This window comes from Verrucomicrobiia bacterium, assembly GCA_019634625.1.
GTDB lineage: Bacteria > Verrucomicrobiota > Verrucomicrobiia > Limisphaerales > CAIMTB01 > CAIMTB01.
Window position 1 is genome coordinate 45,015 of the sequence record JAHCBA010000036.1, and the last position, 23,104, is coordinate 68,118.

Below are 23,104 nucleotides of genomic sequence, written 5' to 3' on the forward strand. Positions count from 1 at the left end.
TCGGAGGGTCGAGTTCCATGAGGCCGCAGGGGCGGGGTGCGACGGGAAACTGGAGCGCGATGCATTTCCAAACGGGGTTGGGTGGGGTACTCGTTTCCGGGCCGGTGGGACGCCGGCGCATTCTTGGGAACGCATGATGATGAAGCACTGGACCGGACTGGCGGCGGCAATCGTGATGATGACGGGGGCGGTATCGGGGGCGGAGACGCTCTTCCCGCGAGGGGGCGAGTGGCGGTACCGGCTGGGGACTGCGGAGGCGTCGGCGCCGGACCGGACGGCATGGCGGATGCCGGGGTTTGACGACTCGGGTTGGGCGCGCGGCGTCACGCCGATCGGGTACGGGCCCGGGGTGGCGACGAGTCTGGGCAGCAGCCAGGCGGGCGGGTTTCTCACGGTGTACCTGCGGCGGGAGTTCGAGGTGGAGAATCCGGCGGATTATGGGCGGCTGGAACTTCCGGTGCGGGTGGACGACGGATACGTGATCTGGTTGAACGGGGTGGAGGTGGGGCGGTTCAACGTGCCGGAGGGCGAGCTGGCGTTTGACAGCGTGTCGGTGACGTTCACTTCGGATCCGGTGGAGGCGCCGGTGACGATTCCGAATGCGTGGGAACTGCTGCGGGAGGGTCCGAACGTCCTGGCGGTTCATCTGCTCAATGTGAACTGGACCAGCAGCGATCTGTATTTCGACACCGCGCTGGTGGGGAGCCTGGACACCACGGTTCCGGTGGTGGCGGAGGTGCGACCGCCGGCGAACGCGTGGGTGCGCCAGTTGGGGGTGGTGGAAGTGCGGTTCAGCAAGCCGGTGACCGGGGTGGAGGCCGGCGATCTCCTGATCAACGGGGTTCCGGCGACGGGGGTGTCGATGGGCGAGCCGGGGCAGTTTGTGTTCGAGTTTGAGGAGCCGGCGGCGGGCACGGTGACGATGGCGTGGGCGGAGGGGCACGGCATCACCGACCTGACCCAGGCGGCGAACCCGTTCGGAGGGGGCCCGTGGCAGTACAGTCTCGATCCCGATGCGGCGCCGCCGGGGGTGATGATCACCGAATTCATGGCCTCCAACGGCGGGACCTTGAACGACGACGACGGGGACCGTTCGGACTGGATCGAGATCCACAATGCCGGCGAGGTGGCGGAGGATCTTGGGGGGTGGTTTCTGACCGACGACGCGACGGATCCGGCGCAGTGGCGGTTTCCGCCGGTCACGCTGCTGCCCAACCAGTACCTGCTGGTGTTCGCATCGGGGAAGGACCGTCGCGATCCCGGTGCGCCGCTGCACACGAATTTCCGATTGTCGGCGGAGGGGGAGTACCTGGCCCTGCTGGATGCGCGGACGAACGTGGTGTCGGAATTCGCACCGGAGTTCCCGCCGCAATTCACGGATGTTTCGTACGGGCGTGACCGGGCGGATTCGCGGAGGCTGGGTTTCTTCTCGGTGCCGACGCCCGGAGCGCCCAACGCCAGCAGCGGGGCGGGGTTTGCGTCCGGGGTGCGGTTTTCGCGGGCCGGGGGGCTGTTCCGGCAGGCGTTTGCGGTGACGCTGACGGCGGAGTCGCCGGGGGCGCGGATTCACTACACGACCGACGGGACGGTGCCCACCGAGGTCTCGCCGCGGTACACGGGGCCGATCACGGTGGGGTCGCGCACCCAGCTACGGGCGCGGGCCTTCGAGGACGGGCTGCTGCCGGGGCCGCCCGGGACGGAGTTGTACCTGCCGTTGGGAGAGTCCCTGGCGGGGTTCAGTTCGAACCTGCCGGTGCTGGTGTTCGACAACTTCGGGGCGGGCGGCGTGCCGGGAAGTCCGGTCACGCCGCGCCAGTTTGTGGCGGTGGCGGTGTTCGAACCTGGGGAATCGGGGCGGGCGGGGCTGACGGACGAGGCGGCGTTCTGCGCGCGGGCGGGCTGGAATGTGCGGGGATCGAGCACGCGCGGACTTCCGAAGTCGAGTTACCGGCTCGAGTTCTGGGACGAATTCGGGGACGGGATGGACCGTGAGTTGCTGGGGATGCCGGCGGAGGAGGACTGGGTGTTGTATGCGCCGAACCAGTTCGATGTGCCGCTGATCCACAACCCGTTCGCCTTCCAGTTGAGCAACGACGTGGGCCGGTATGCGCCGCGGACGCGGATGGTGGAGGTGTTTGTCAACACGACGGGCGGGCCGTTGTCGGGTCCGCTCAGCGCCGGGCATTACCGGGGGGTGTACGTGCTGATGGAGAACATCAAGCGCGGGTCCGACCGGGTGGCGATCGAGCGGCTGGCGCCGGAGCACCGGACGCCGCCGGAAGTGACGGGGGGCTACCTGCTGAAGATCGACCGGCGCGATGCCAACGAACGGGACTTCAATGCGGCGGCCTTGAGCCTGATCTACCGGTATCCGGACGGGCTGGAGATGGTGACCCCGCAGCGTTCCGCGCAGGCGACGTACCTGCGGAACCATTTCAATGCGTTCTACGCGGCGCTGACGGGTCCGAACCCGGACCATCCGGTGTCGGGTTACGAGGCGTACATCGATGTCGAGTCGTGGATCGATCATCACCTGGTGAATGTGGTGACGTTGAACGTCGATGCGCTGCGGTTGAGTTCGCATCTCTTCAAGGGGCGGGAACGCCGGATCGAGATGGGGCCGGTGTGGGATTTCGACCGGGCGATGGGGACGAGCAAGGGTGGGGATACGCGGCCGTTCGCGCCGCGCAACTGGCGGGGACAGACCTGGGACGAGGGGACGGACTTCTTCAATCCCTCGGGGGTGTTCTCGAACCCGTGGTACAGCCGGCTGTTCCAGCGTCCGGATTTCTGGCAGCGGTACATCGACCGGTACCAGGCATTGCGCGAGACCGTGTTCTCAGACCGGCACATGGGTGAGTTGGTGGACCGTCTGACCGAGCCGCTGCGGGAGGCGCAGGTGCGGGAAGTGGCACGATGGGGCGGGAGCGGGGGCTCGGACACGCGGCCGCGCTCGGGGACCTTGTCGTACAATGGGTACAGCCATGCCTTTTCCGGAACGTTCCAGGGCGAGATCGACTTCATGAAGCGATGGCTGGCCGACCGGCTGGACTTCATGGATACCAACTTCCTGGCGCGTCCGGTCGTGAGCGAGGCGCCGGGTTCGTCCGGGATGGAACCCCGCATCCTGTTGAGCGGGCCGGCCGGGGCGACGCTGTATTACACGGTGGATGGTACGGACCCGCGGCTTTCCGGGGGCGGGGTTTCGGGAGCGGCGCGGGTGTACGACGGGGCGATTCCCGTGCCGGGTAACACGCGCATTCAGGTGCGGGCCCATGATTCCCGGCACCGGAATCTGACCGGCGCCAATCGCCCGCCGATCTCGTCGTCCTGGTCCGGGCTGACTGCGGTGGATGTGATTGTGGAGGTGCCGCCGCTGGTGATTTCCGAGATGATGTTTCATCCGGCGGAACCGACGGAGGCGGAGTCCGCGTTCGGGCGGGAGGACTTCGAGTATCTCGAGTTGTACCACCGTGGAGCGACGCCGTTGAACCTCGACGGGTTCCGCTTTTCGCGGGGCATCGACTACACGTTCGGGGCGGTCACCGTGGAACCGGGGGGCCGGCTGGTGCTGGCCAAGGATCCGGCGGCCTTCCGTGCCCGGTACGGGTCGGAGATCCCGGTGCTGGGACCTTATGGCGGGCAGCTCGACAACGCCGGGGAATGCGTGGCGATCGTCGGACGGCTCGACGAGACGGTCCTCGAGTTTTGCTATGCGCCCGAGTGGGAGCCCCTTGCCAGAGGATTTGGGTTCGCCCTGGCGATCCGGGACGAGCAGGGTCCGATCGAGGCATGGAACCAGAGGGAGGGTTGGCGGTTGGGGAGCGTCTGGCAGGGAACGCCGGGGCGGGCCGAACCGCCGCCGCCCGCGTTGCCGGGCGTCTGGGTCAACGAGGCGCTGGCGCATACCGACCTTCCGCAGACGGACAGCATCGAGCTGCACAATCCCGGCACGACCCCGGCGGACATCGGAGGCTGGTATCTGACGGACCGGTTCAGTGATCCCCTGCGTTTCCGGATCCCCGACGGCACGGTGATCCCGGCGGGCGGCTATGTGGTCTTCGATGAGGGCGACTTCAACACGGGCGCGCCGGGGAGCTTCGCGCTGAGTTCTCTCGGGGAGGAGGTGTATGTGTTTTCGGGGGATGCCGGGGGCCGCTTGACGGGGTACTTCCACGGGTTTGAATTCGGCGCCTCGGAAAACGGCGTGTCATTCGGGCGCCACGTCAACTACGCGGGCACGGAGCAGTTCGTGGCCCAGGCGGCAACGACGCTGGGCGGGCCGAACGCCGGGCCGCGGGTTGGGCCCGTGATTCTCAGTGAGCTGATGTACCATCCGCCTCCTTTCGCGGGCACGGAGAACAACACGCGGGACGAGTACATCGAGCTGCACAACATCACGGATCAGCCGGTGCCGCTCTTCGATCCCGAGCATCCTGAGAATGGCTGGCGTCTGCGCAGCGCGGTGCGGTTCGATTTTCCGTCGGGGACGGTGCTGCCGCCGGGCGGGTTTCTGCTGGTGGTGGGATTCGATCCGGCGACGGCATCCGCGGACCTGGCGGCGTTTCGGGCCCGGTATGGACTGTCCCCGGCGGTGCCGATCCTGGGACCCTTCGACGGGCGCCTCAACAACAGCGGCGAGCTGACCCGGTTGTTGCGGCCGGACCATCCTCAGAACGCGGTGGAGGGCGAACCGGGAGAGGTGCCCTACATGCTTGTGGACGCGGTGGACTACACCAACCGATCGCCGTGGCCCGACGAGGCCAACGGAACGGGACGTTCAATCCAGCGGCTCGTGGCATCCGTGCACGGCGACGAACCGTACAACTGGCAGGCGGCGGATCCGACCCCGGGGGCGCCCAACCTTTCCTCGAACCGCGATTCGAATGACGACGGACTTCCCGATGTTTGGAAGCTGAGCCACGGCCTGAGCCCGGTGTCCACGCTCGGCGACGACGGACCCGACGGGGATCCGGACGGCGATGGATTCGACAATCGCAGCGAATTCCTGGCGGGAACGGATCCCCGGGACCCGGACAGCGTCCTTCGAATCGGGACGGTGTCGTGGCAGGGGGGCGTGGCGCGGATGGGCTTCCGGGCCATGGCCGGGCGCGGGTATCGGGTGGAGTTCCGCGATGCCCTGACGGGGCCGGACTGGCAGGTCCTGGCGGAATTGCCGGCGCGGGATGCGCCGTGGGACGCCGTGGTGGAGGACGCAGCGATTCCGGTGGGCGGGCAGCGCTGGTACCGGGTGGTGCTGACGGCGTGGTGAGCAATGGCGGAGCTCCGCCATTCCCAGGCAGCGTGCTGGCCGGTTCAGTCCGACGCGGAAGGAGACTGGGTGTAGTCCACCACCCGCAGCTTTGGAACGCGCTTGTATTCGTCCGCGTTGCGGGTCAGCAGCGGCAGGTCGTGTTCGAGCGCACAAACCGCGATCCAGAGGTCGTGGACGCCCACCATTTGGCGGTTTCGTGCGAGTGCGGCCCACGTTTCAGAGTAGAGGTGGAGCGTCTGCTCTGTGGGCCACACGACGCGATAGCGATCTAGGAACTGCGCGACGACCGTTGCCGAATGCCCAGCCAATACCGCGCCGCGGAGGAACTCGCCCTTCACGACCCAGGGGAACGCAAGCGCCGCGCCCGGATGCTGGTCAATGAACCGCTGCTCAGGGCTGGCAGCCCCCTCGCGCCAGCGTCCGACCAGAAACGTCGTGTCGCTCAGGTAGTCCAAGGATCCCTCCAGTTCTTCCAATCGTTGGCCCAGCCGATGGTCTCCTCCATAAGCCCTGCCTGGTTCTTTGTGAGCGGCGGCAAGCCATCCATCTCCTTGGCCAAGTCGGCCAGCGTGCCGCGCTTTGGCACCAACTTCAGCACGACCGCCGAAAACGATTCCTTGGGAGAACTTTTCCAGTCGGCAAGGCGGCCGTAGGCCTCGTCGGTAAGCGTAATCGTCTTCATGTATGCACGATGACATGGTGCATGTTGTCGTGTCAAATGATACACGGGTTAGCCTATAATAATAATAAAATAATAAACCTGGCATTATTTGTTGACGCGCTTTTTATATTAAACCTGGCAGTATTTATTGACGAACCGCAGTCAGGTCGTCCTAGGCGGTCAGAATGGGATTCCTTGGGGAGTTCCGGGCAGGAACATGCTGGCAACAATAAAATATAAAATGCCTGACTTAATGACTATTGATCCGGGCGACTCCGATTTCGATTCCACGAGGCCGCGAGGGAGTGGAGCGATGGGATGAGGACTCGCGAAGCTCGTCCCTGCGGAAGATGAAGCAGGGGGGGTGGACTCGGAGGGCCGAGTTCGACGAGGCCGCAGGGGAGTGGAGCGTTGAAAGGTTCGGATTCTGGCGTCCGCGCCTACAGGGGATGGAGGGGGTGCTTGGGATCCGGACTCGCGGAGCGCGTCTGTCCGAAGGATGGCGGCGGAAGACTTGCCTTGGTGGGTGCGAGTGGATAGGAGCTGTCCATGACCCGCCGCGATTTCTTCCGTCGCACCTCCTCCGCCCTGGCGCTGACCGCTGCGGCGAGCTATTTCCCGACCACCTTCGCCGCCGAGAAGCCGCGCCGTCTGGGACTGATTGGGTGCGGATGGTACGGGAAGAGTTCGCTCTTCCGGGCCTTGCAGGTTGCGCCGATCGAGGTGGTGTCGGTCTGCGACGTGGACCAGCGGTTGGTGACGGAAGCGGCGGACATGGTGGCCGGGCGTCAGGCGTCGCGTGGGAAGCCCAAGGTGTATCGGGATTACCGTGAGATGCTCAAGGAGCGGGATCTGGACATGGTGATGGTCTCGACGCCGGACCACTGGCATGCGCTGCCGTCGATCGAGGCGATGCAGGCCGGGGCCGACGTGTATGTGGAGAAGCCGATCAGCGTGGATGTGGTGGAGGGGGCGGCGATGGTGGCCGCCGCGAAGAAGTACGGGCGGGTGGTGCAGGTGAACACCCAGCGGCGCAGCACGCCGCACCTGGTCGAGGCCCGCGACCGGATTCTGCGCGAAGGCCGGCTCGGACAGGTGCGCCATGTCGAGATCTGCTGCTACTGGGGGATGGGCCGGGCCGGGAACACCCCGGACATCGATCCGCCCGAGCACCTGGATTACGACCTCTGGACGGGGCCGGCGCCCATGCGCCGGTTCAACCGGCGGACGCATCCGCGGGGCTGGCGGTCGTTCATGGAGTACGGGAACGGCATTGTGGGGGACATGTGCATCCACATGCTGGACATGGTGCGGTGGATGCTCGATCTGGGGTGGCCGCGATCGGTCTCCTCGACGGGCGGCATCCTGGTTGAGAAGGACAGCACGGCGAACACCACCGACACCCAGACTGCGGTGTTCGATTTAGGGGAGCTGCAGGTGGTCTGGAAGCACCGCACGTGGGGGCAGATGCCCGATCCGGATTATCCGTGGGCGGCGACGCTGTACGGGGACCGGGGGACCCTCAAGGCGAGCGTGTTCAAGTATGAGTTCTTCCCGGGCAACCAGCGGACTCCGGCGGCGCAGGGCGAGGCTTTGCTCGAGTACGAGCGGTATCCCGAGGACCGGACCGAGCGGGACCTTGAACGGCATGTGGCCTCGGCCATGCGCCATCACTGGCGGAACTTCATCGAGTGTGCAGACGCCCGGACCCAGCCGGTGGCCAACATCGAGGAAGGTTTCATTTCGAGCGCCGCCTGCATCCTCGCCAACCTGTCGGTGGATCTTGGCGGGCGGACCCTGGCGTACGATCCGGCTACGGGAACGGTGCGGGGCGATGCGGAAGCCACCCGGTTGCTGCGCCGGCCGTATCGTGCCCCGTGGGTGCACCCGGAACCGGACCGGGTGTAAGAGCTTGGGATCAATCGCCGTGGAGGGCGGTGAGGAGCGAGCCGCGCAGGGCGGCGCGGGTGGCGGCCCATGCCGTGAGCAGTCCGAGGACGACAACTCCGGCGAGGGTCAGGGATAGCGAGCGGATGGGGAGGGCATCGCCGGGGGCGGAGAGGAGGGCGGGCAGGATGGCGACGGCGGCGCTGACCAGTCCGATGGCGAGACCGAGGGCGAGGAGGGCCCCGTGTTCGAGGAGAACGAGGCGTGCGAGGAGGCGGCGGTGGAACCCGACGGCGGTCATGAGGGCGAGTTCGGCGCGGCGTTCGAGGACGTTGCGGAGCACCACCACGCCGAGACCGGCGCTGCCGAGGAGAAGTCCGAGGCCGCCGAGGATCTGGAAGGTGGTGAGGTAGGTATTCTGGACGGCGTTGAATTCGGCGAGGCGGCGGGGGGCCGGCGTGAGTTCGAGTCCGGTGTCGCGCAGGGCGCGGGAGAGGGTTTCGGACGTGGCGGCGACGGCGTTGGTGGGGGCGTCGATGAGGAACCATCGATACCCGCTGACGCCGGGGAAGAGCCGGGCGAAGGCGGATTCGTCGATGACGAGATTGCCCTGGAGGATGGAGTTGGCGACGCCGCCGACGAGGCGGAGCCGGAACGGGCGTCCGGCTTCGTCGGTGAGATCGAGGGTTTCCCCGATCTTGCGGCCGAGGGCCCACTGGATGGAGGCGGCGTCGCCAATGGCGGGGAACTCGGGGATGGCGTCCGGGGCGGGCGGAGCTGTGACGGATGGAACGGGGCGCAGGGCGAGCCAGCCGTTGGTGACCTGGAGCCCTTTGGCGAGGGAGGCGAACCGGAATGCCTGGCGCCGGGCGAGGTCGCCGGGTTGCACGCCGAGGATTCGGGGTTGCTGGGCGCGATCGAGATTGAGGCAACTGGCGTCGTCGCCTTCGCGGACGCGGAACGGCACGAAGGAGACATCCGGGAGGTCCTCGGGGCTGAGCCCGAAGAACTCGAGGCCTGCGGCGGCATTGAGGTCGTGGTGGACGGGGAGGGCGGATTCGCCGAGGAGGGCGAAACCGCCGGTGCCGGCGTCGCGTTGCCAGGCATCGAGCTGGGCATCGAGCCGGAAGGCGCCGATGGAGGCGATGAGGAAGGCGCCACAGGCGAGCAGTCCGGCGGTGGCGAGGCTGCGGGAGCGGCGGCGGGTGGTGCCCCGGAGGGCGAGTCCGGGGACGCCGAAGGAGGAGGAGGCGGGCTGCCGGGCGAGGAGGCCGGCGGTGAGGGCGAGTCCGGATACGAGAAGGAGGCTGCCGGCCCCGAAGAAGACGCCGGGATTGGCGGTGTTGCCGCTGGCCACGGCGCCGCCAACGAGTGCGATGGCGAGGACGGCGGCAACGATGGCGATGGGAACGGCGGGGGCGCGGCGGCGGACGGACCCATGCGGGGAGGCGATTTCACCGGCGAGCAATTCGCGGGCCGGCCGTGTGAACTGCCGGCGCAGGGTGAGGGCGAGGGTCAGGGCGGCGACGGCGATGGCGGCGAGGAGTCCGACGATCACCGTGGGGCCGGTCAGGTGAAAGGACAGGGCATTGCCGGCGACGGCATCGCTCCAGAGGGTGGTGAGGCCATGGATCATGGCGCGGGCGTAGGCGATGCCGCCGACCACGCCGAGGAGGCTGCCGAGGGCGGCAAGGGCGAGGCCTTCGGTGAGCCAGAGCCGGCGGACCTGGCGGGGCTGGAACCCGAGGGCGAGGAGGGTGCCGATTTCGGGCAGGCGCTGTTCGAGTCCGAAGCGGAAGAGCAGCCCCATGAGGATGAGGGCGGCGAGGACGAGGAAGAAGCTGAAGCCGAGGAAGAGCTGGCCGAAGTCCTGTCCCGAGGTGGCGGCGCGGAGGGCCTGCTGGCGGACCGGTTGGAAGGCGAGGCCGACATCGGCGGGGCGGAGATTGGCGCGGAGGTTGGCGGCGACCGAATGGACAAAGGATTCGGGCCTTTCGTCCGGCGGCACGGCAAAGCGGATCGAGGTGGTGTCGCCGAAGCGGTTGCCCCAGAGGCGGCGTCCGGTGTCGGGATGGATGTAGGCCTTGGGAGTGCCGCGATGCTCCTCCCAGTAGGTTTCGTCCTGGTCGCGGATGGGATGGACCAGGGGAAAGCCGGCATCCCATTCGCTGGTGCTCTCGGCCTTGGCAAGGCTGGGGAACTCCGGCATCAGGGTGCGGTCGGCGTAGAGGCCGTCGAGGGGGACGATCGAGTGGACGGTGAAGACATTGGTGACCTCGACCAGGCGCGCGCCGGCTTCGGGATCGAAGTGGACCATCTCGATGCGGTCGCCGGGGCCCACTTGCAGATCCCGGGCCAGCCAGTCGGTGACGACGACATGGTTTGTGGCGAGGTCGGCCGGGGTCCAGGGAGGTCCGGCGGCGGTGACCATCGAGTAGGGTGTCAGGCGGTCGCCGGAGCGAAGGGAATTGGCGAGGTAGGTGACAAGGGGCGTGCCGTCGTTCATCCAGGACCGGATGGCGCGGTCGGCCTCAGGGAGCGCGGGATCCGGCCGGGTGGCGGCGGAGACGATCTCGGGGGAGAGAAAGACGCGGCGGGTTAGGATTTCGACCCTCGGGACGGACCCGGCTTCGACGAGGCGCACGTCGAGTTCGCCATCTTCGAGGCGCCAGGCCCGGGCGAGGGTGTTCTGGTAGGCCTCGAGGGTGCGCCGGGAACCGGCTTCGGACGGCGCTCCCGGCCCGAATGTGCGTCGGAGGATGCGGACGAACCTGTCAGGCATCCAGGGGGCCTGGGAGAGTCGCTGCCAGAGCGGGCTGGAGGAAGGACCGTTGGAATCGGGGGTGGTGCGGGCGACGACGAGGTTGACGCGCTGGGTGACGCCGCTGACACGCCAGAGTTCCTCGAGGTTGACGAAGGCATTGAGGGCGGGGCGTTGTCCGGAGCGGAGACTGAATTCGCCGAAGCCGTCGGCATCGAGGATGTCGTCCACAACCAGGCGCAGGGCGGCGGCGGCATCGTCGCGGGCGCTGAGGACGGAATCGGAGGAGAGGGAGGAGGGTTTGGCGAAGCGAAGGATGAGGGTGTCGCCGGGTTTGGCGTCGAGTTGTTGGGCGAGGGGCGCACCGAGCCGGACATGGCCGGGGGCGGGGCGGGTCCAGGTGGCCATGTGTTCCTGCCAGGTGTGGGCCTGGGCGGCGGAGGCTGTGGCCCAGACCTCGGGAAGCCCGGACAGGCCGGCGTTGCGGAGCCACCGATCGGCACCGGGTGACAGGGACCAGAAGTTGGAGTGGACCCCGTAGATCTGGACATCGTTGGCGCGGGCCGAGCCGTCCTGGCGGGCGGCGGTGCCCCGGAGGTGGAGGGCCCGGGCGTGGGGCGGGGTCAGCGGGTGCAGGAGTCCGTGGAAGGGGAGGTGATCGGTGAAGAGGCGGTCGCCTGAGGAGAGGGCGACCTCGACGCCGCCGAGCCGGGCCATGGCACGGGCCTTGAGGCTTTCGCGGACGGAATCGCCGACGGCGAGGGCGCCGATGAGGGCGGCGCTGCCGATGGCGGCGCCGAGGACCACGCCGAGGTGGGCCCTCCAGAAATGCCGGAGGCTTCGGAGGACCAGGGTGCCGGGTCGGATCATGGGAGGTCCTGGAGGGAACCGTCGATCAGTTCGACAGCGCGGCCCATGTCGCGGGCGAGTTCGAGGGAATGGGTGACCACGATGAGGGTGACCCCTTCTTCACGGTTGATGTTGCAGAGGAGTTGGGCGAGTTCGCGGGCGGCATGGCGGTCGAGGGCCCCGGTGGGTTCGTCGGCGAGCAGGAGTTTGGGTTGGTTGATGAGGGCGCGGACGACGGCGACCCGCTGGCGTTCGCCGCCGGAGAGTTGACCGGGCCGGTGGTCGCGACGGGAGGCGAGTCCGACACGATCGAGCAGGCGCAGAGCGCGGTCGGGTGCGGTCCGGCGGGCTTCCGGGTTGTCGCTGGCGAGGGTGGGGAGGATGACGTTCTCGATGGCGGAGAGGTGGGGAAGCAGGTAGTGGAACTGAAAGACGAATCCGATCGAACGGTTGCGCACGCGGGCGAGGGCCTCGTCGTCGAGCCGGGCGAGATCCTGTCCGTCGAGGGTAAGTTCGCCGGAATCGGGCCGGTCGAGGGTGCCGAGAAGATTCAGGAGCGTGGTCTTGCCGGAGCCGGAGGGGCCGACGATGGCGAGGGTATCGCCGCGGCCGATCCGGAGGTGGACATCCCGGAGGATGGACAGCGGGGGGCCGCCTTCGGAACCGGGGTAGTGTTTGTGGATGGCTCGCAGTTCCAGGAAGGCCTCGTTGCCCGACATGGGGGACAACCTTGGGGACGGGTGGGATGACGCAAGCGAAAACCGTGCGGAGGGCAGAGGGCGGAGGGCGGGGGGCGGAGGGCAGAGGGCCGGGGGGCAGAGGGCGGGGGGACCGGGGATTTTGGAGTTCAGATTGGAACGTGATCCAACCTGGATTCGAGCGAGGCGATGTCTTCGGTACAGCGAGAGAAAGACATGGACTCCTCCATCCAGCCGCCTTCGTAGAGTCGGGCAATGTCGGAGTCGGCCCCGAGTTCCCGCAGGTGTTCGATCCGGTCGAGGGATACCCGCCGGGTCTTCTATGTCCACATCCACCTCGATTCGAAACGCGCTGGTTCCGAGACGGGCGATCTCACGCAGGCCTCCGCGGATGCCATTCCATTCCCAAGGATGCGGCGGCGGCATGGAGGGTATTGCGCATGAGCATGGCGATGGTCATGGGGCCGACGCCACCCGGGTTGGGGGTGATGCGGCCGGCGACGGGCTGGACGGCGGGGAAATCGACATCGCCGACGAGGCGCGAGCCGCCTTTGGCGGAGGGATCGGGGATGCGATTGACGCCGACGTCGATGACAGTGGCGCCGGGCTTCACCATATCGGCGCTTACGAAATGCGGGGAGCCGAGGGCGGCGATGAGGATGTCGGCGCGGCGGCAGTGTTCGGCGATGCGCGGGGTGCGGGAATGGCAGACGGTGACGGTGGCATCGGCGTGGCGGGCCTTCTGGAGGAGGATGGCGGCCATGGGTTTGCCGACGATGTTGCCGCGACCGAGGACGACGACCTCGCGGCCTTCGATAGGGATGCCGGAGCGGATGAGCATTTCGTGGACGCCGCCCGGGGTGCAGGGGACGAAGCCGCCGGGGTCGCCCAGGAGGAGTCGGCCCATGTTGACGGGATGGAAGCCGTCCACGTCCTTGGCGGGGTCCACCCTGGCGAAGACCGCGGGGGCGTCGATGGAGGGAGGCAGGGGGGCCTGGATGAGGATTCCGTGGACGGCGGGATCGGCATTGAGGAGGCGGATGCGATCGAGCAGGTCGGCCTGAGGAGTGGTGTCGGGCAGGACGATGGTGGTGGAGCGGATTCCGAGGCGGGAGCAGGTCTGCTCCTTCATTCCGACATAGACCTTGGAGGCGGGATCCTCGCCGATTCGGAGGAAGACGAGTTGGGGGGTGATGCCGCGCCGGACCAGGGCCTCGACGCGGACGCGGGTTTCCTCGTGGATGCCGGCGGCGAGGGCGCGACCGTCGATGAGATTGTGCATGCGGATCAGCGGACCGCCTCGATGGCCTCGACGTCGAGGACGGGGATGCCACGCCAGTACGTGCGGCGGTCGAGGTATTCGCGGCCGGTGACGATCACGACCCGGCCATGATACTCGGTCCAGGGGATGGGTTCGGGGCCGGAGGAGAAGAGGAAATTGATGAACCTGCCGCTGTCGCGGGCCTGGAGAGCCTGGAAGGTGGGGGCCGCAAAATTGAGGGGGCGGACCACCAGCCCTTCGCGACGCACCCAGCGGGCTTCCCGGGTGTCGGGCGGCAGTGGATTCCTGTCTTGGGCACCGGCAAGATCGGCGTCGTACCCTCTGTCGGGATCGGCCTGCGCCTGGGTCTCGGTATGGAAGGAGTCCGGTGCGGCGGTCGCGAGCTCCTGAACGGCGGGTGGCGCGTCAGCGCGGGAGTCGATGAACTGCCGGAACCGGGCGTAATCCTTGGGGCCGTCCGGGGCCGGGGCAGCCGGAGTCTGGGCCGGGTCTGCAGGCTGGGCGGGAGGCGTCGTGTCGAGGCCGGCAACAGCCAGGGAGGGGGCGGCATCGGCCGGAGGGGGGGGATGAGCAACCGATGTGACCTGGGGCAATGCCGGGGTTTGGGTGAGGGGCGTAACGGGCACCTGGGGGATGGCGGGTGGCAGATCGTTGGTGGCGGGGATCGAGGGGGTGGAAGGAAGCGGCGTTGTGGAAGGTGGCGGTAGGGCGGGGACGGGGGCGATGGCCGGGCTGCTTTCGGGTGCTGGGGGCGGTGGGGGCGGTGGGGCGGTCGGGGCAGGAGTGGAGACAGCCGCCGGCCGAGGATCGAGGTTCAGGAACCGGGCGGGGACAAAACCATGGGCGTCGGGCGGGGCGGCGATTTCCAGCCAGCCATCGCGGACGTCGCCGCGCGTTTGCAGGACGGTGTCGTGGGCGACCCTGGCGACCGTTGCGTAATCGTAACCCGGGCCGGCGCGGACATTGAGGACGTCGGCAGTGACTTTTCGGGACGCGGGATCAACGTAGTCGGCGGCGACCCAGAGGGAGGCGGTTGTCGGAAGTTCGATGCGGTACCAGACGTCGGGCTCGCCGGGCGAAGGGCGGTCGATGAGGTTGGTGCCGACGATCCGGACGGTTTGACCCTGCTGGAGGTGGGTGATGGGTTCCCCGACGTAACCCGGTCGGGAGCGGACATTGACGCGATCGGCAGTCGAGCGACCCTCGATGGCGGCGAGGGCGAACGGCGTCAGGGCCAGTCCGGCGAGTGCAAGCGCCGCCAGGAGAGACCGCGAACGGTTGGTCATAGCGGGTTCAGTAGAGTTTTCAGCTCCCCGGGTGTCAACGTCCGCCAACGGCCCGGTCGCAGCTCGCCGAGCTTGATGGGGCCGATCTGGGTGCGGACGAGACGTTCGACCTCGAGGCCCTGGGATTCGAACAGGCGACGGATTTCGCGATAGCGGCCCTCGGCGAGGTCAAGTTCGACGATGGTGACGTTGGGGTGGGAGGAGACCACCCGGCCGCGCAGGATCCGGAGCTGGTCTTCGCCGCAGACGATGCCCTTGCGGAAACGTTCGAGCATGGCGACATCGACACGGCCGGCAACGGTGGCGAGATAGCGTTTGGTGATGCCGTAGCGCGGGTGGGTGAGGCGGAGGCAGAACTCGCCGTCGTTGGTGAGGAAGATCAGGCCTTCGCTTTCGCGGTCGAGGCGGCCGACCGGGTAGAGGTGGCGCCACTCGGCGGGGAGCAGGTCACCGACCTTCCGGGCCGCGTGGGGATCCTCACGGGTACAGATGTAGCCGACCGGCTTGTTGAGTGCGATGTGGTGTTTGCGCCGCGTCCGCACCGGCTGGCCGTCAAGGAGTACGCGGTCCTGATCCGGTTCCACCCGGGTGCCAAGGGTGCGGATGACGGAACCATTGACCGAGACCCGGCCGTCCAGGATCACGGTCTCGGCGGCGCGGCGGGAGGCAACGCCGGCATCGGCGAGGAACTTCTGGAGGCGGATTTTCATGGAGATGGGGGAAGACGCAAATGCGCCGGAGCGGACCACGCCGCCGGCGCATGCGGTGGAAGGGGGATGGGCGGCAGGGCGCCGAAGGTGGCGTCACCCTGGACGTGGGCCTACTCCGGCGGCTTGGTCTTGCGGAGGCCGGTGACGCGGTCGCCGGGCTTCCACTGGCCGCGCTTGCGAAGAAGTTCGACGCGCTCGAAGCGCTTGAGGGTGTTGCGCTTGGCGCCAAGGGTGGAGGCGCCGCGCAGGCTGGGATGCTGTGACATAACAGTGCGAAATGACGGTTAGGCGGCGCCCGGGGCGCCAAAAACGAACGGCTTGTCTATCACGCCGGGGCCGGTCGGCAAATGAAATTACGTCGGGAAGACTTGCCGGTTCACCCGGCGGGCCCCTCTCAGTGATGTGCAGCAGGCCTCGTAATTGTAATCGTAATCGTACTCGCAATCGCCCTTTCCCTTCGCCCTCGCCAGTTCCCACGCGGAATGGCAGGTCCGGGCAGGATCGAACCCATCGGACCAGCGATAACGGTGCCTCCCCGGGTTGTGGGAGAGGAGGCAGCGAATCGGAGGGACGAACTCCGTGAGTCTTCCATCCATTGCACCCCTGCCTTGCGGCCTCGTGGAACCCGGCCCTCGGAGACCGCGCTGCGCGAAGCTCGCACCTCTCCCAACCACTCCGGGATGCACGGACCACGGTGTCCGGGTGGGATTCCATCTGGCCCTGGGTGCTGCGCAAGATCACTCATCGTATTGAGTCAATTGGATGAAGCGACGCGTGCTGTTGGGTTTCGGCCGATTGTGAAAGACGAGCCCGCTGCCAGCCTCGAAATCCCGAACCGAGCGGCTGGCCAGTACCCCCGAAATGGCAGACCATCGGTCCGACGGGCCGTCGCTCGGTCCTTGACGCGTCTCCGGAAGGACTTGCAGGAATGTCTGCCGTTCCGATGCCGATTCCCATCACCCTCCACGAAGCCGTCCACACCGCCGCATGATCACCGGGGAGCTCAAGAGCCGCATCGACCGCATCTGGGACACGTTCTGGTCCGGAGGGATCTCCAACCCGCTCGAGGTCATCGGGCAGATCAAGGTGGTGGACATGATCGACCAGGTGCCGATGGAGGACCGCGACGCCAAGGGCGACCTCTACGAGTACATGCTCGGGAAGATCGCGACGGCCGGGCAGAATGGCCAGTTTCGCACCCCGCGGCACATCATCCAACTGATGGTCGAGTTGACCGCGCCGACACCCAAGGACGTGATCTGCGACCCGGCCTGCGGTACCGGCGGCTTCCTGGTGGCGGCGGGCGAGTACCTTCGCGCCCGGCATCCGGAGGTTCTCCGCGACACGAAACTGCGCGAGCATTTGCACCACCATCTCTTCCACGGATTCGACTTCGACAACACGATGCTGCGGATCGGCAGCATGAACCTGCTCCTGCACGGGGTGGAGAATCCGGACATCCGGTACCGGGATTCGCTCGCGCAGGACCACGCGGGGGAGGAGGACAAGTACACCCTGCTGCTCGCCAATCCGCCGTTCGCCGGGTCGCTCGACTACGAGAACACGGCGAAGGACCTGTTGCAGATCGTGAAGACGAAGAAGACCGAGTTGCTGTTCCTCGCGCTCTTCCTGCGGCTGCTGAAGCCGGGCGGCCGCGCCGCGGTGATCGTGCCGGAGGGCGTCCTGTTCGGCTCCAGCAAGACGCACCGTGAACTGCGGCGGATTCTGGTGGAGGAACAGAAGCTCGACGCGGTGATCTCGCTGCCCGGCGGTGTGTTCCGGCCCTATGCCGGGGTCTCGACGGCGATTCTGCTGTTCACCAAGACGAACTCTGGCGGGACGGATCACGTGTGGTTCTACGATGTCGATGCCGACGGCTGGTCGCTCGACGACAAGCGCAACGAGCTGCTGCCCGCCGAGAAGCTCGGTCCCACGCCACGCGTCCCGTTGACCCCTGACGATCACACGAAAAACAACCTGGCCGACGCCCTCGCCCGCTGGTCGCGTCGCGACGGCGAGGAACGAAAGAACGCGCGCACCGCGCAGAGCTTCTGCGTGCCCAAGGCCGATCTCGTGGCCCAGGGCTATGACCTTTCGCTGAACCGGTACAAGGAGGTGGTCCACGAGGAGGTGAAGCATCGCGCGCCGAAGGAAATTCTCGGAGAGTTGGCGAGGATCGAGGACGAGATCCAGCGGGGGATGCGGGAGTTGGAGGGGATGTTGAGGTGAGAAGTCGGCCCCAGGTTTGCATTGAGGAGTGCGCTGCCACCGTTTCAGGGGCGACGCCGAGCACTTCCGATCCATCCTATTGGGATGGCGATATCTGCTGGGCTACGCCAAAGGACCTTGGCGAACTGGAAGGGCCATTCATTTCGGATACACCTCGCAAGATCACGCGGATTGGGCTGGATAGTTGTGCCGCGGCGGTTCTGCCGCCTCAATCCGTACTCTTCAGCTCACGCGCGCCGATCGGACATGTCGCCATTAACACGGTTCCAATGGCGACCAATCAAGGATTCAAGAGCTTCATTCCTCGGTCAGACCGACTCATTGCCGGTTTTCTCTATCATTGGCTCCGATCGAATAGGGCATATCTCGAGAGCCTTGGTAACGGGGCTACGTTTAAGGAGGTTTCTAAGGCGGTTGTCTCGCGACTTGGAATTCCCCTTCCTCCGCTTCCCGAGCAGCGCCGCATCGCGGACGTGCTGGATCGGGCGGAGGCGTTGCGGGCCAAGCGCCGGGCCGCGCTTGATGAGATCGAGGCACTACCCCAGGCGATCTTTCGAGGTCTGTTCGGAGAGGCCACGACTCAAGGCCGTCACCCGTGGGTTGTGCTCGCGGAATGTGCTGAGGTGGTCTCGGTTGTAGCGAAGGGACGCAAGCTCGACGGAAGAGGTGCGGTGGAGGTGCCGTACCTTCGAGTGGCAAACGTCCAGGCCGGCTACTTGGACTTGTCGGAGGTGAAGAACATCGAGGCGCTACCATCGGAGGTGGCTGATCTGGCTTTGAAGGCATGGGATGTGCTGCTCACTGAAGGTGGTGACTTCGACAAGCTCGGGCGCGGTGCCTTGTTTGATGGGCAGGTGCAGGGATGCATCCACCAGAATCACGTATTCAGAGTGCGCACGGATGCTTCCAAACTCTTGCCGGGGTACTTCCATGAGTACCTTCAAGGGCCCGCCGCACGCGCCTATTTCCTTCGTTGCGCCAAGCGAACCACGAACCTCGCCAGTATCAACATGACCCAACTGCGTTCGCTCCCCGTGCCGGTTCCTCCGATTGGCCTCCAGCTTGAATTCTCCCGCCGGGTCGCCGCGGTGGAGAAGCTGAAAGTCGCGCAACGCGCTTCGCTGGCGGAGTTGGACGCCCTCTTCGCCTCCCTCCAGCACCGCGCCCTTCGGGGCGAATTGTAGGAGCACCATGCGCACCGCCGTCCCCGAGAAGATCCTGGCGATCATCGACCAGATCGACGCCGACGGAAACGCCCCGCTGACCCGGTTGACGGTCCTGAAGAAGTGGTTCGAGCGGCCTGGGAGGTTGTCGAGGTTCGGTCTGTGGGTGGCCCGGCGTGCCGCCGGTCGGAAGGGCACGACGAAAGGCGAACACGGCGCGCTTCTGCGAGAGGCGTCGAAGCTGCTCGGACCCGCCTCAACTCGGGAGAGCTTCTTCGCGGAACCGGATCGCCGTGCGACGCAGGACCTGCATGACCGGGCGCGGGCGTCTCAGGCCGACTATGAGAAGCAGGCATGGGGGCCGGTGCGGTTGGTGAAGTGCTGGCCGCTCCTCCTGGTGGAGCAGGGGTTGGCGATCTACCTGTGGCACGCCGATTCGCCGAGCCACGGCTACAAGCTGGCGGCCGACTGGGCCCAGAACTACGACTCCCGCTACGGCAACGGCCTGAACGGTCCAAGCCGCGGTAAGCTCGATGAACTCGTCCGGTTCATGTTCACGGTGGAGTCCCTGGAGGACGAAATGTCATGGAAATGAAGCCTGAAACGAGGCTGCATCCGACATGGTAACAATTCGATTCAAGCCATTGTAGAATAGCAGGATGCGAATCATCAATGCCTGCCGTTGACACGGAAACGAACCGCGATCTAATCGAGCCGTGTTCGTCCGTTACGAAATCCCGCGGAACTGGATCACCTACAATCGGATGGCGATTCTGGAGGGGTTGCTTGCCGCCAAGGCCGGGATCCTCGCGCTGACCCAAATCCCCTATCAGCGCAGTTGGGCCGACGAACTCCAGAAGGTTCAACTCAAGCGCGAGGTCGCCGGAACCTCCCGCATCGAGGGCGCCGAGTTCACGGAGCGAGAGCTCGAGGCGGCGATGCGGGAAACGCCGGAGCAGTTGGAATCCCGCTCCCAGCGGCAGGCCGCCGCTGCCGTGGCCACGTATCGGTGGATCGCCACCTTGGAGTCGGACCGACCGGTCGATCTGGACCTGATCTGCGACGTCCACCGCCGGTTGGTCTCGGGCTGTGACGACGATCACTGCGGGCCTGGTCAAATCCGGGGTCGCGATCAGAACGTGACCTTCGGAGCGCCACGCCATCGCGGGGCGGAAGGTGGCGAGGAGTGCCGCCGGGCGCTCGACGGGTTGATCGCCGCGGCGCGTGGTGCCTTCCATGGGCACGATCCCCTGATCCAAGCCCTAGCCTTGCATTACCATGTCGCCGCCATGCATCCCTTCCTGGATGGTAATGGTCGAACAGCGCGAGCCCTGGAGGCGTTGATGCTCCAGCGCACCGGGCTGCGGGACACGCTTTTCATCGCGATGTCGAACTACTACTACGAGCAGAAGGTGGGCTACCTCAACGCGCTGGCGGCGACGCGGGCGGCGGACCACGACCTGACGCCGTTTCTGACATTCGCGCTGAAGGGCATCGAAAGCCAGTGTCGCAGCCTGTTCGCCGAGATCCGTCAGCAGGTGGCCAAGGCGCTTTTTCGCAACACGGTCACGGACCTCTTCGGCCGGCTTAAGTCACCTCGCAAGCGAGTCATGTCCAGCCGTCACGTTCAGTTGCTGGTCCTGATGCTGGATCAGGAAGAGATGACCCTGACTGCATTGGCGGAGCGGACGCGGCACATCTACATGGTCAAGAATCCCCACAAGGCGTTGGTCCGTGACCTGAACTATCTGATCGGGTTGGAGGCTTTGTCGGCCACGCGGCTGCCGGACAAGGCCGGGTACTCGCTGCGTATTCGACTCGACTGGCCCACACGGATTACCGAAGCGGAGTTCTTCAAACGGGTGAAGGCGATGCCAAAGGGAAAGGTCTATGGGTTCCTGTCGGCTTGAGCCTGGGATCAAGTCCGACGCACCTCGGTACTCCGACCGCAAGACCCAGCCTTGCGCGTCGTTTGGCATTCCGAGTGACGAACGGTCCGAATCCGGGGCAGACTCCCGTCCCATGAGCGAGGACTCCCCGGCCCCCAAAGGACTTGAGGATACCCTCCGGGCGCTCTGGAAGAAGGGGGCTGTCGCGTGGAGGGACGTCCCTTCGGCGTCCGCCTGGGTCGAGGAACTGCGAGGAATCTCGCTGCCAGCGCCCGAGTGCGATAAGCCGCCCGGGCGCGTTTCTGACCGACCGGAATCGGACTGATCGCGGTTCGAGGGGTGACTTGAGCCATGGCCCACTTTGAGTTCCTCCAGCTCGAATGGCCGGCGCTGCACGAGGCCGCGGCGAAGGCCGAGTCGCTGATCTACCCCGATCCGAGGACGTCCTGCTTTCACGCCCGCCGTGCGTTGGAGCTCTTGGTGGCTTGGCTCTACAAACACGACGCGTCGCTCCGTCTGCCGTATCAGGACAACCTCGGCGCGCTGATCCACGAACCGACCTTCAAGACCGCCGTCGGGGATGCGGTCTTTGCCAAGGCGCGGCTGATCCAGCGGATCGGGAATGAAGCGGTGCACAGTTCGAAGCCGGTGCGGCAGTTCGACGCGCTCAAGAGGTCGGAGCTGGAGTTGCTGATCCAGCGGCGAACGACCCGTCAACCGCTTGCCGAGGCGAAGGTCAACGAAGCCATCGTCGAGCGGTACTACCAGACCCGGGCGATCCGGCGCATCGGGGAGGCCTTCGAGGAGGATCACGACCGGAAGGCCCTCGTCGTCATGACCACCGGTGCTGGAAAGACGTTTTCGGCGAACCAAATCGAGTTCCTGAACCTGATCGTGGACCACCTGACCGAGCGCGGCGTGGTCGAGCCTGGCTCGGTGTACGAGTCGCCGTTCACTGATCTGACACCTCGGGGACCCGACGCTTTGTTTAGCCCGGAGCACCTGGACGAACTCGTGCGGACGCTGGAGGCTATTCGGCTAACTGCGGTGGCCGCTTGAACCGGGTGCTGGACGCGAACGACACTGAACATGAAGCGCCGAAACCATAGTCCTCTTGAACTCCTGCTTTTGGCTCCGTGGTGGGCCAGCCTCATTGTTGGTGCGGTCGCGTTCGCGGGCCTCAGATTCGTACTTCCGGCGGTGCAGCGACGAGGCCCGTCGCTGTCATGACCTCCTCAAGGCTGCCCCCCCCGGTCGTAGGCCTCGAAGACGGCGCGAATCCGTCGTGCCTTCGTCGGTTCGCCGAGCCGGGCGAGGTGGGCCTCAACCCGGGATCGGATTTCGTCCCGGTTCACCGGCGCCGGCAACGCCCGGGTCCCGTCCCCGGAGGCGCGGTGGAGTGCCCGGGCCAGGACCTGCTTCACCCGCCACGTGATCCCGTCCGGGTTGCGCTGGTACATCCGAGAGGCGTCGGGGAAGCAGAACTCCGAGCTTCCGGACTTGGCCTTCGCCCGGTTCAGTTCCTCCGCGAGCATCGGGAAAATCGGGATGCCCACCTGCTGCCCCGTCTTGGCGGTTTCGACGGAGAGGAAGCCGGCCGCGAGGTCCACGTCGGCCCACCTCAGTGTCAGCATGCAGCAGTCGCCGCGCCGCATCGCCGTACACATACCAGTGACGATGATTGGCCGGATGAAGTCGTCGTTCGCGCAGGTCTCGGTGATGGCCTTGAGTTCCTCGACCTTGAACGGCTCCCGGTTGACGGTCTCCGAGGCCTTGGTGACGAGGCCGTGGAACGGGTTGCTTCCCTCCGCGAGCTGAGGGTGGAGCTTCTTGAAGGTCGCCCGCAGGAGCTTGAGCGTGTCGTTCCACGTCTTCGGCGAGACGTTCCGCGCTGCCTCTGCGTTCCGAAGGACCTCGTCCATCTGATATTGGAGCTACGGCGAACCTTGGCCGCCTCCCGGAAGCACGACGCGCGGAATCGCAGGGCTTCTGGACCACATGCAGCGGGGTCTTCGCCTTGGCACAGAGGGAAACGAAACTGTGGCGAAAGCTGTGGAATCCCACCCGGACGATGGCCCGGCGGCGCTGCCGGTGCGTCGGTTTTTCAGTCGTCTGCAACCCGCACGATTCAAAGAAACGCTGGACGGAGCAGTTTGATGTGCTGGTTGAACGTGCTGGGTGACACACCCGAGTTCCACAAGTCCTCCGCGTACGCCTCGGCATGGGCGCGGGACGCCTCGTGGAGGTGAGCGATCCCGGATTTGCCGGCCCAGCCCTGGAAGCGCCGCCACATGGCTTCATAGCCCGCCAGGGTGCGCGCTTTCGGATCGGATTCCCGATTGGCGCTGGCCCGCCAGACGGACCACCCATGGGCTATGGGCAATTGGCCGTCCTGACCGGCTTGGAGTTCCCGA

General features: G+C 66.4%; 17 protein-coding genes. 7 read left to right on the forward strand and 10 right to left on the reverse strand.

Going from position 1 to position 23,104, the window contains the following annotated elements; translation table 11 throughout:
* Positions 1 to 133 precede the first annotated feature (133 nt).
* On the forward strand, positions 134 to 5,272 hold the full coding sequence (locus KF833_18360; GenBank protein MBX3747276.1) for a CotH kinase family protein: 5,139 nt from the start codon (positions 134 to 136) through the stop codon (positions 5,270 to 5,272).
* Positions 5,273 to 5,316: 44 nt separating this feature from the next.
* On the opposite strand, the gene KF833_18365 is transcribed toward KF833_18360, so the two are convergent.
* Both KF833_18365 and KF833_18370 read right to left on the reverse strand, forming a co-directional pair.
* A complete protein-coding gene (locus tag KF833_18365; GenBank protein MBX3747277.1) occupies positions 5,317 to 5,730 on the reverse strand; it encodes a type II toxin-antitoxin system VapC family toxin in 414 nt (137 codons plus the stop codon).
* Positions 5,718 to 5,957, reverse strand: coding sequence for a hypothetical protein (locus KF833_18370; protein ID MBX3747278.1), 240 nt, complete (start codon positions 5,955 to 5,957; stop codon positions 5,718 to 5,720). Before KF833_18370 ends, KF833_18365 begins: the two co-directional genes overlap by 13 nt.
* A gap of 528 nt (positions 5,958 to 6,485) precedes the next feature.
* Between KF833_18370 and KF833_18375 the strand changes: the two genes are divergently transcribed.
* Complete coding sequence (locus KF833_18375; GenBank protein ID MBX3747279.1) at positions 6,486 to 7,844, forward strand: Gfo/Idh/MocA family oxidoreductase; 1,359 nt, start codon at positions 6,486 to 6,488, stop codon at positions 7,842 to 7,844.
* A gap of 10 nt (positions 7,845 to 7,854) precedes the next feature.
* Here KF833_18375 and KF833_18380 read toward each other — a convergent pair whose 3' ends face one another.
* The 6 genes from KF833_18380 to KF833_18405 all read right to left on the reverse strand — a co-directional run bounded on the left by KF833_18380 (position 7,855) and on the right by KF833_18405 (position 15,675).
* Entirely contained in the window at positions 7,855 to 11,454 is a 3,600-nt protein-coding gene (locus KF833_18380; protein MBX3747280.1) for an ABC transporter permease, read from the reverse strand.
* Positions 11,451 to 12,152: an ABC transporter ATP-binding protein gene (locus KF833_18385; protein ID MBX3747281.1), complete on the reverse strand. Its 702-nt coding sequence runs from the start codon at positions 12,150 to 12,152 to the stop codon at positions 11,451 to 11,453. Before KF833_18385 ends, KF833_18380 begins: the two co-directional genes overlap by 4 nt.
* A 352-nt stretch (positions 12,153 to 12,504) precedes the next feature.
* Positions 12,505 to 13,413, reverse strand: a complete 909-nt coding sequence (locus KF833_18390) for a bifunctional 5,10-methylene-tetrahydrofolate dehydrogenase/5,10-methylene-tetrahydrofolate cyclohydrolase (protein MBX3747282.1) — start codon at positions 13,411 to 13,413, stop codon at positions 12,505 to 12,507.
* A gap of 5 nt (positions 13,414 to 13,418) precedes the next feature.
* Positions 13,419 to 14,699: an SH3 domain-containing protein gene (locus KF833_18395; protein MBX3747283.1), complete on the reverse strand. Its 1,281-nt coding sequence runs from the start codon at positions 14,697 to 14,699 to the stop codon at positions 13,419 to 13,421.
* Positions 14,696 to 15,409 (reverse strand): rRNA pseudouridine synthase, encoded by a 714-nt coding sequence (locus tag KF833_18400; GenBank protein ID MBX3747284.1) that lies wholly within the window; start codon positions 15,407 to 15,409, stop codon positions 14,696 to 14,698. The genes KF833_18395 and KF833_18400 overlap by 4 nt, the downstream gene beginning before the upstream one ends.
* Positions 15,410 to 15,519: 110 nt before the next feature.
* The gene (locus KF833_18405) at positions 15,520 to 15,675 is read right to left on the reverse strand and encodes a small basic protein (protein ID MBX3747285.1); all 156 of its coding nucleotides are present in this window, start codon (positions 15,673 to 15,675) and stop codon (positions 15,520 to 15,522) included.
* Positions 15,676 to 16,396: 721 nt separating this feature from the next.
* Here KF833_18405 and KF833_18410 point away from each other — a divergent pair.
* The 5 genes from KF833_18410 to KF833_18430 all read left to right on the forward strand — a co-directional run bounded on the left by KF833_18410 (position 16,397) and on the right by KF833_18430 (position 21,749).
* On the forward strand, positions 16,397 to 17,638 hold the full coding sequence (locus KF833_18410) for an SAM-dependent DNA methyltransferase (protein MBX3747286.1): 1,242 nt from the start codon (positions 16,397 to 16,399) through the stop codon (positions 17,636 to 17,638).
* Positions 17,635 to 18,822: a restriction endonuclease subunit S gene (locus tag KF833_18415; GenBank protein MBX3747287.1), complete on the forward strand. Its 1,188-nt coding sequence runs from the start codon at positions 17,635 to 17,637 to the stop codon at positions 18,820 to 18,822. Before KF833_18410 ends, KF833_18415 begins: the two co-directional genes overlap by 4 nt.
* Before the next feature lie 7 nt (positions 18,823 to 18,829).
* Complete coding sequence (locus KF833_18420) at positions 18,830 to 19,396, forward strand: hypothetical protein (GenBank protein ID MBX3747288.1); 567 nt, start codon at positions 18,830 to 18,832, stop codon at positions 19,394 to 19,396.
* 121 nt (positions 19,397 to 19,517) lie between these two features.
* Complete coding sequence (locus tag KF833_18425) at positions 19,518 to 20,711, forward strand: Fic family protein (protein ID MBX3747289.1); 1,194 nt, start codon at positions 19,518 to 19,520, stop codon at positions 20,709 to 20,711.
* Positions 20,712 to 21,041: 330 nt separating this feature from the next.
* Positions 21,042 to 21,749 (forward strand): DUF4145 domain-containing protein, encoded by a 708-nt coding sequence (locus KF833_18430; GenBank protein MBX3747290.1) that lies wholly within the window; start codon positions 21,042 to 21,044, stop codon positions 21,747 to 21,749.
* A 176-nt stretch (positions 21,750 to 21,925) separates the two neighbouring features.
* On the opposite strand, the gene KF833_18435 is transcribed toward KF833_18430, so the two are convergent.
* Positions 21,926 to 22,612 carry a hypothetical protein gene (locus tag KF833_18435; protein MBX3747291.1) on the reverse strand — a complete coding sequence of 229 codons (687 nt, stop codon included), beginning with the start codon at positions 22,610 to 22,612 and terminating at the stop codon, positions 21,926 to 21,928.
* A gap of 206 nt (positions 22,613 to 22,818) precedes the next feature.
* A partial coding sequence (locus KF833_18440; GenBank protein MBX3747292.1) for a hypothetical protein occupies positions 22,819 to 23,104 on the reverse strand: 286 nt, incomplete at its 5' end.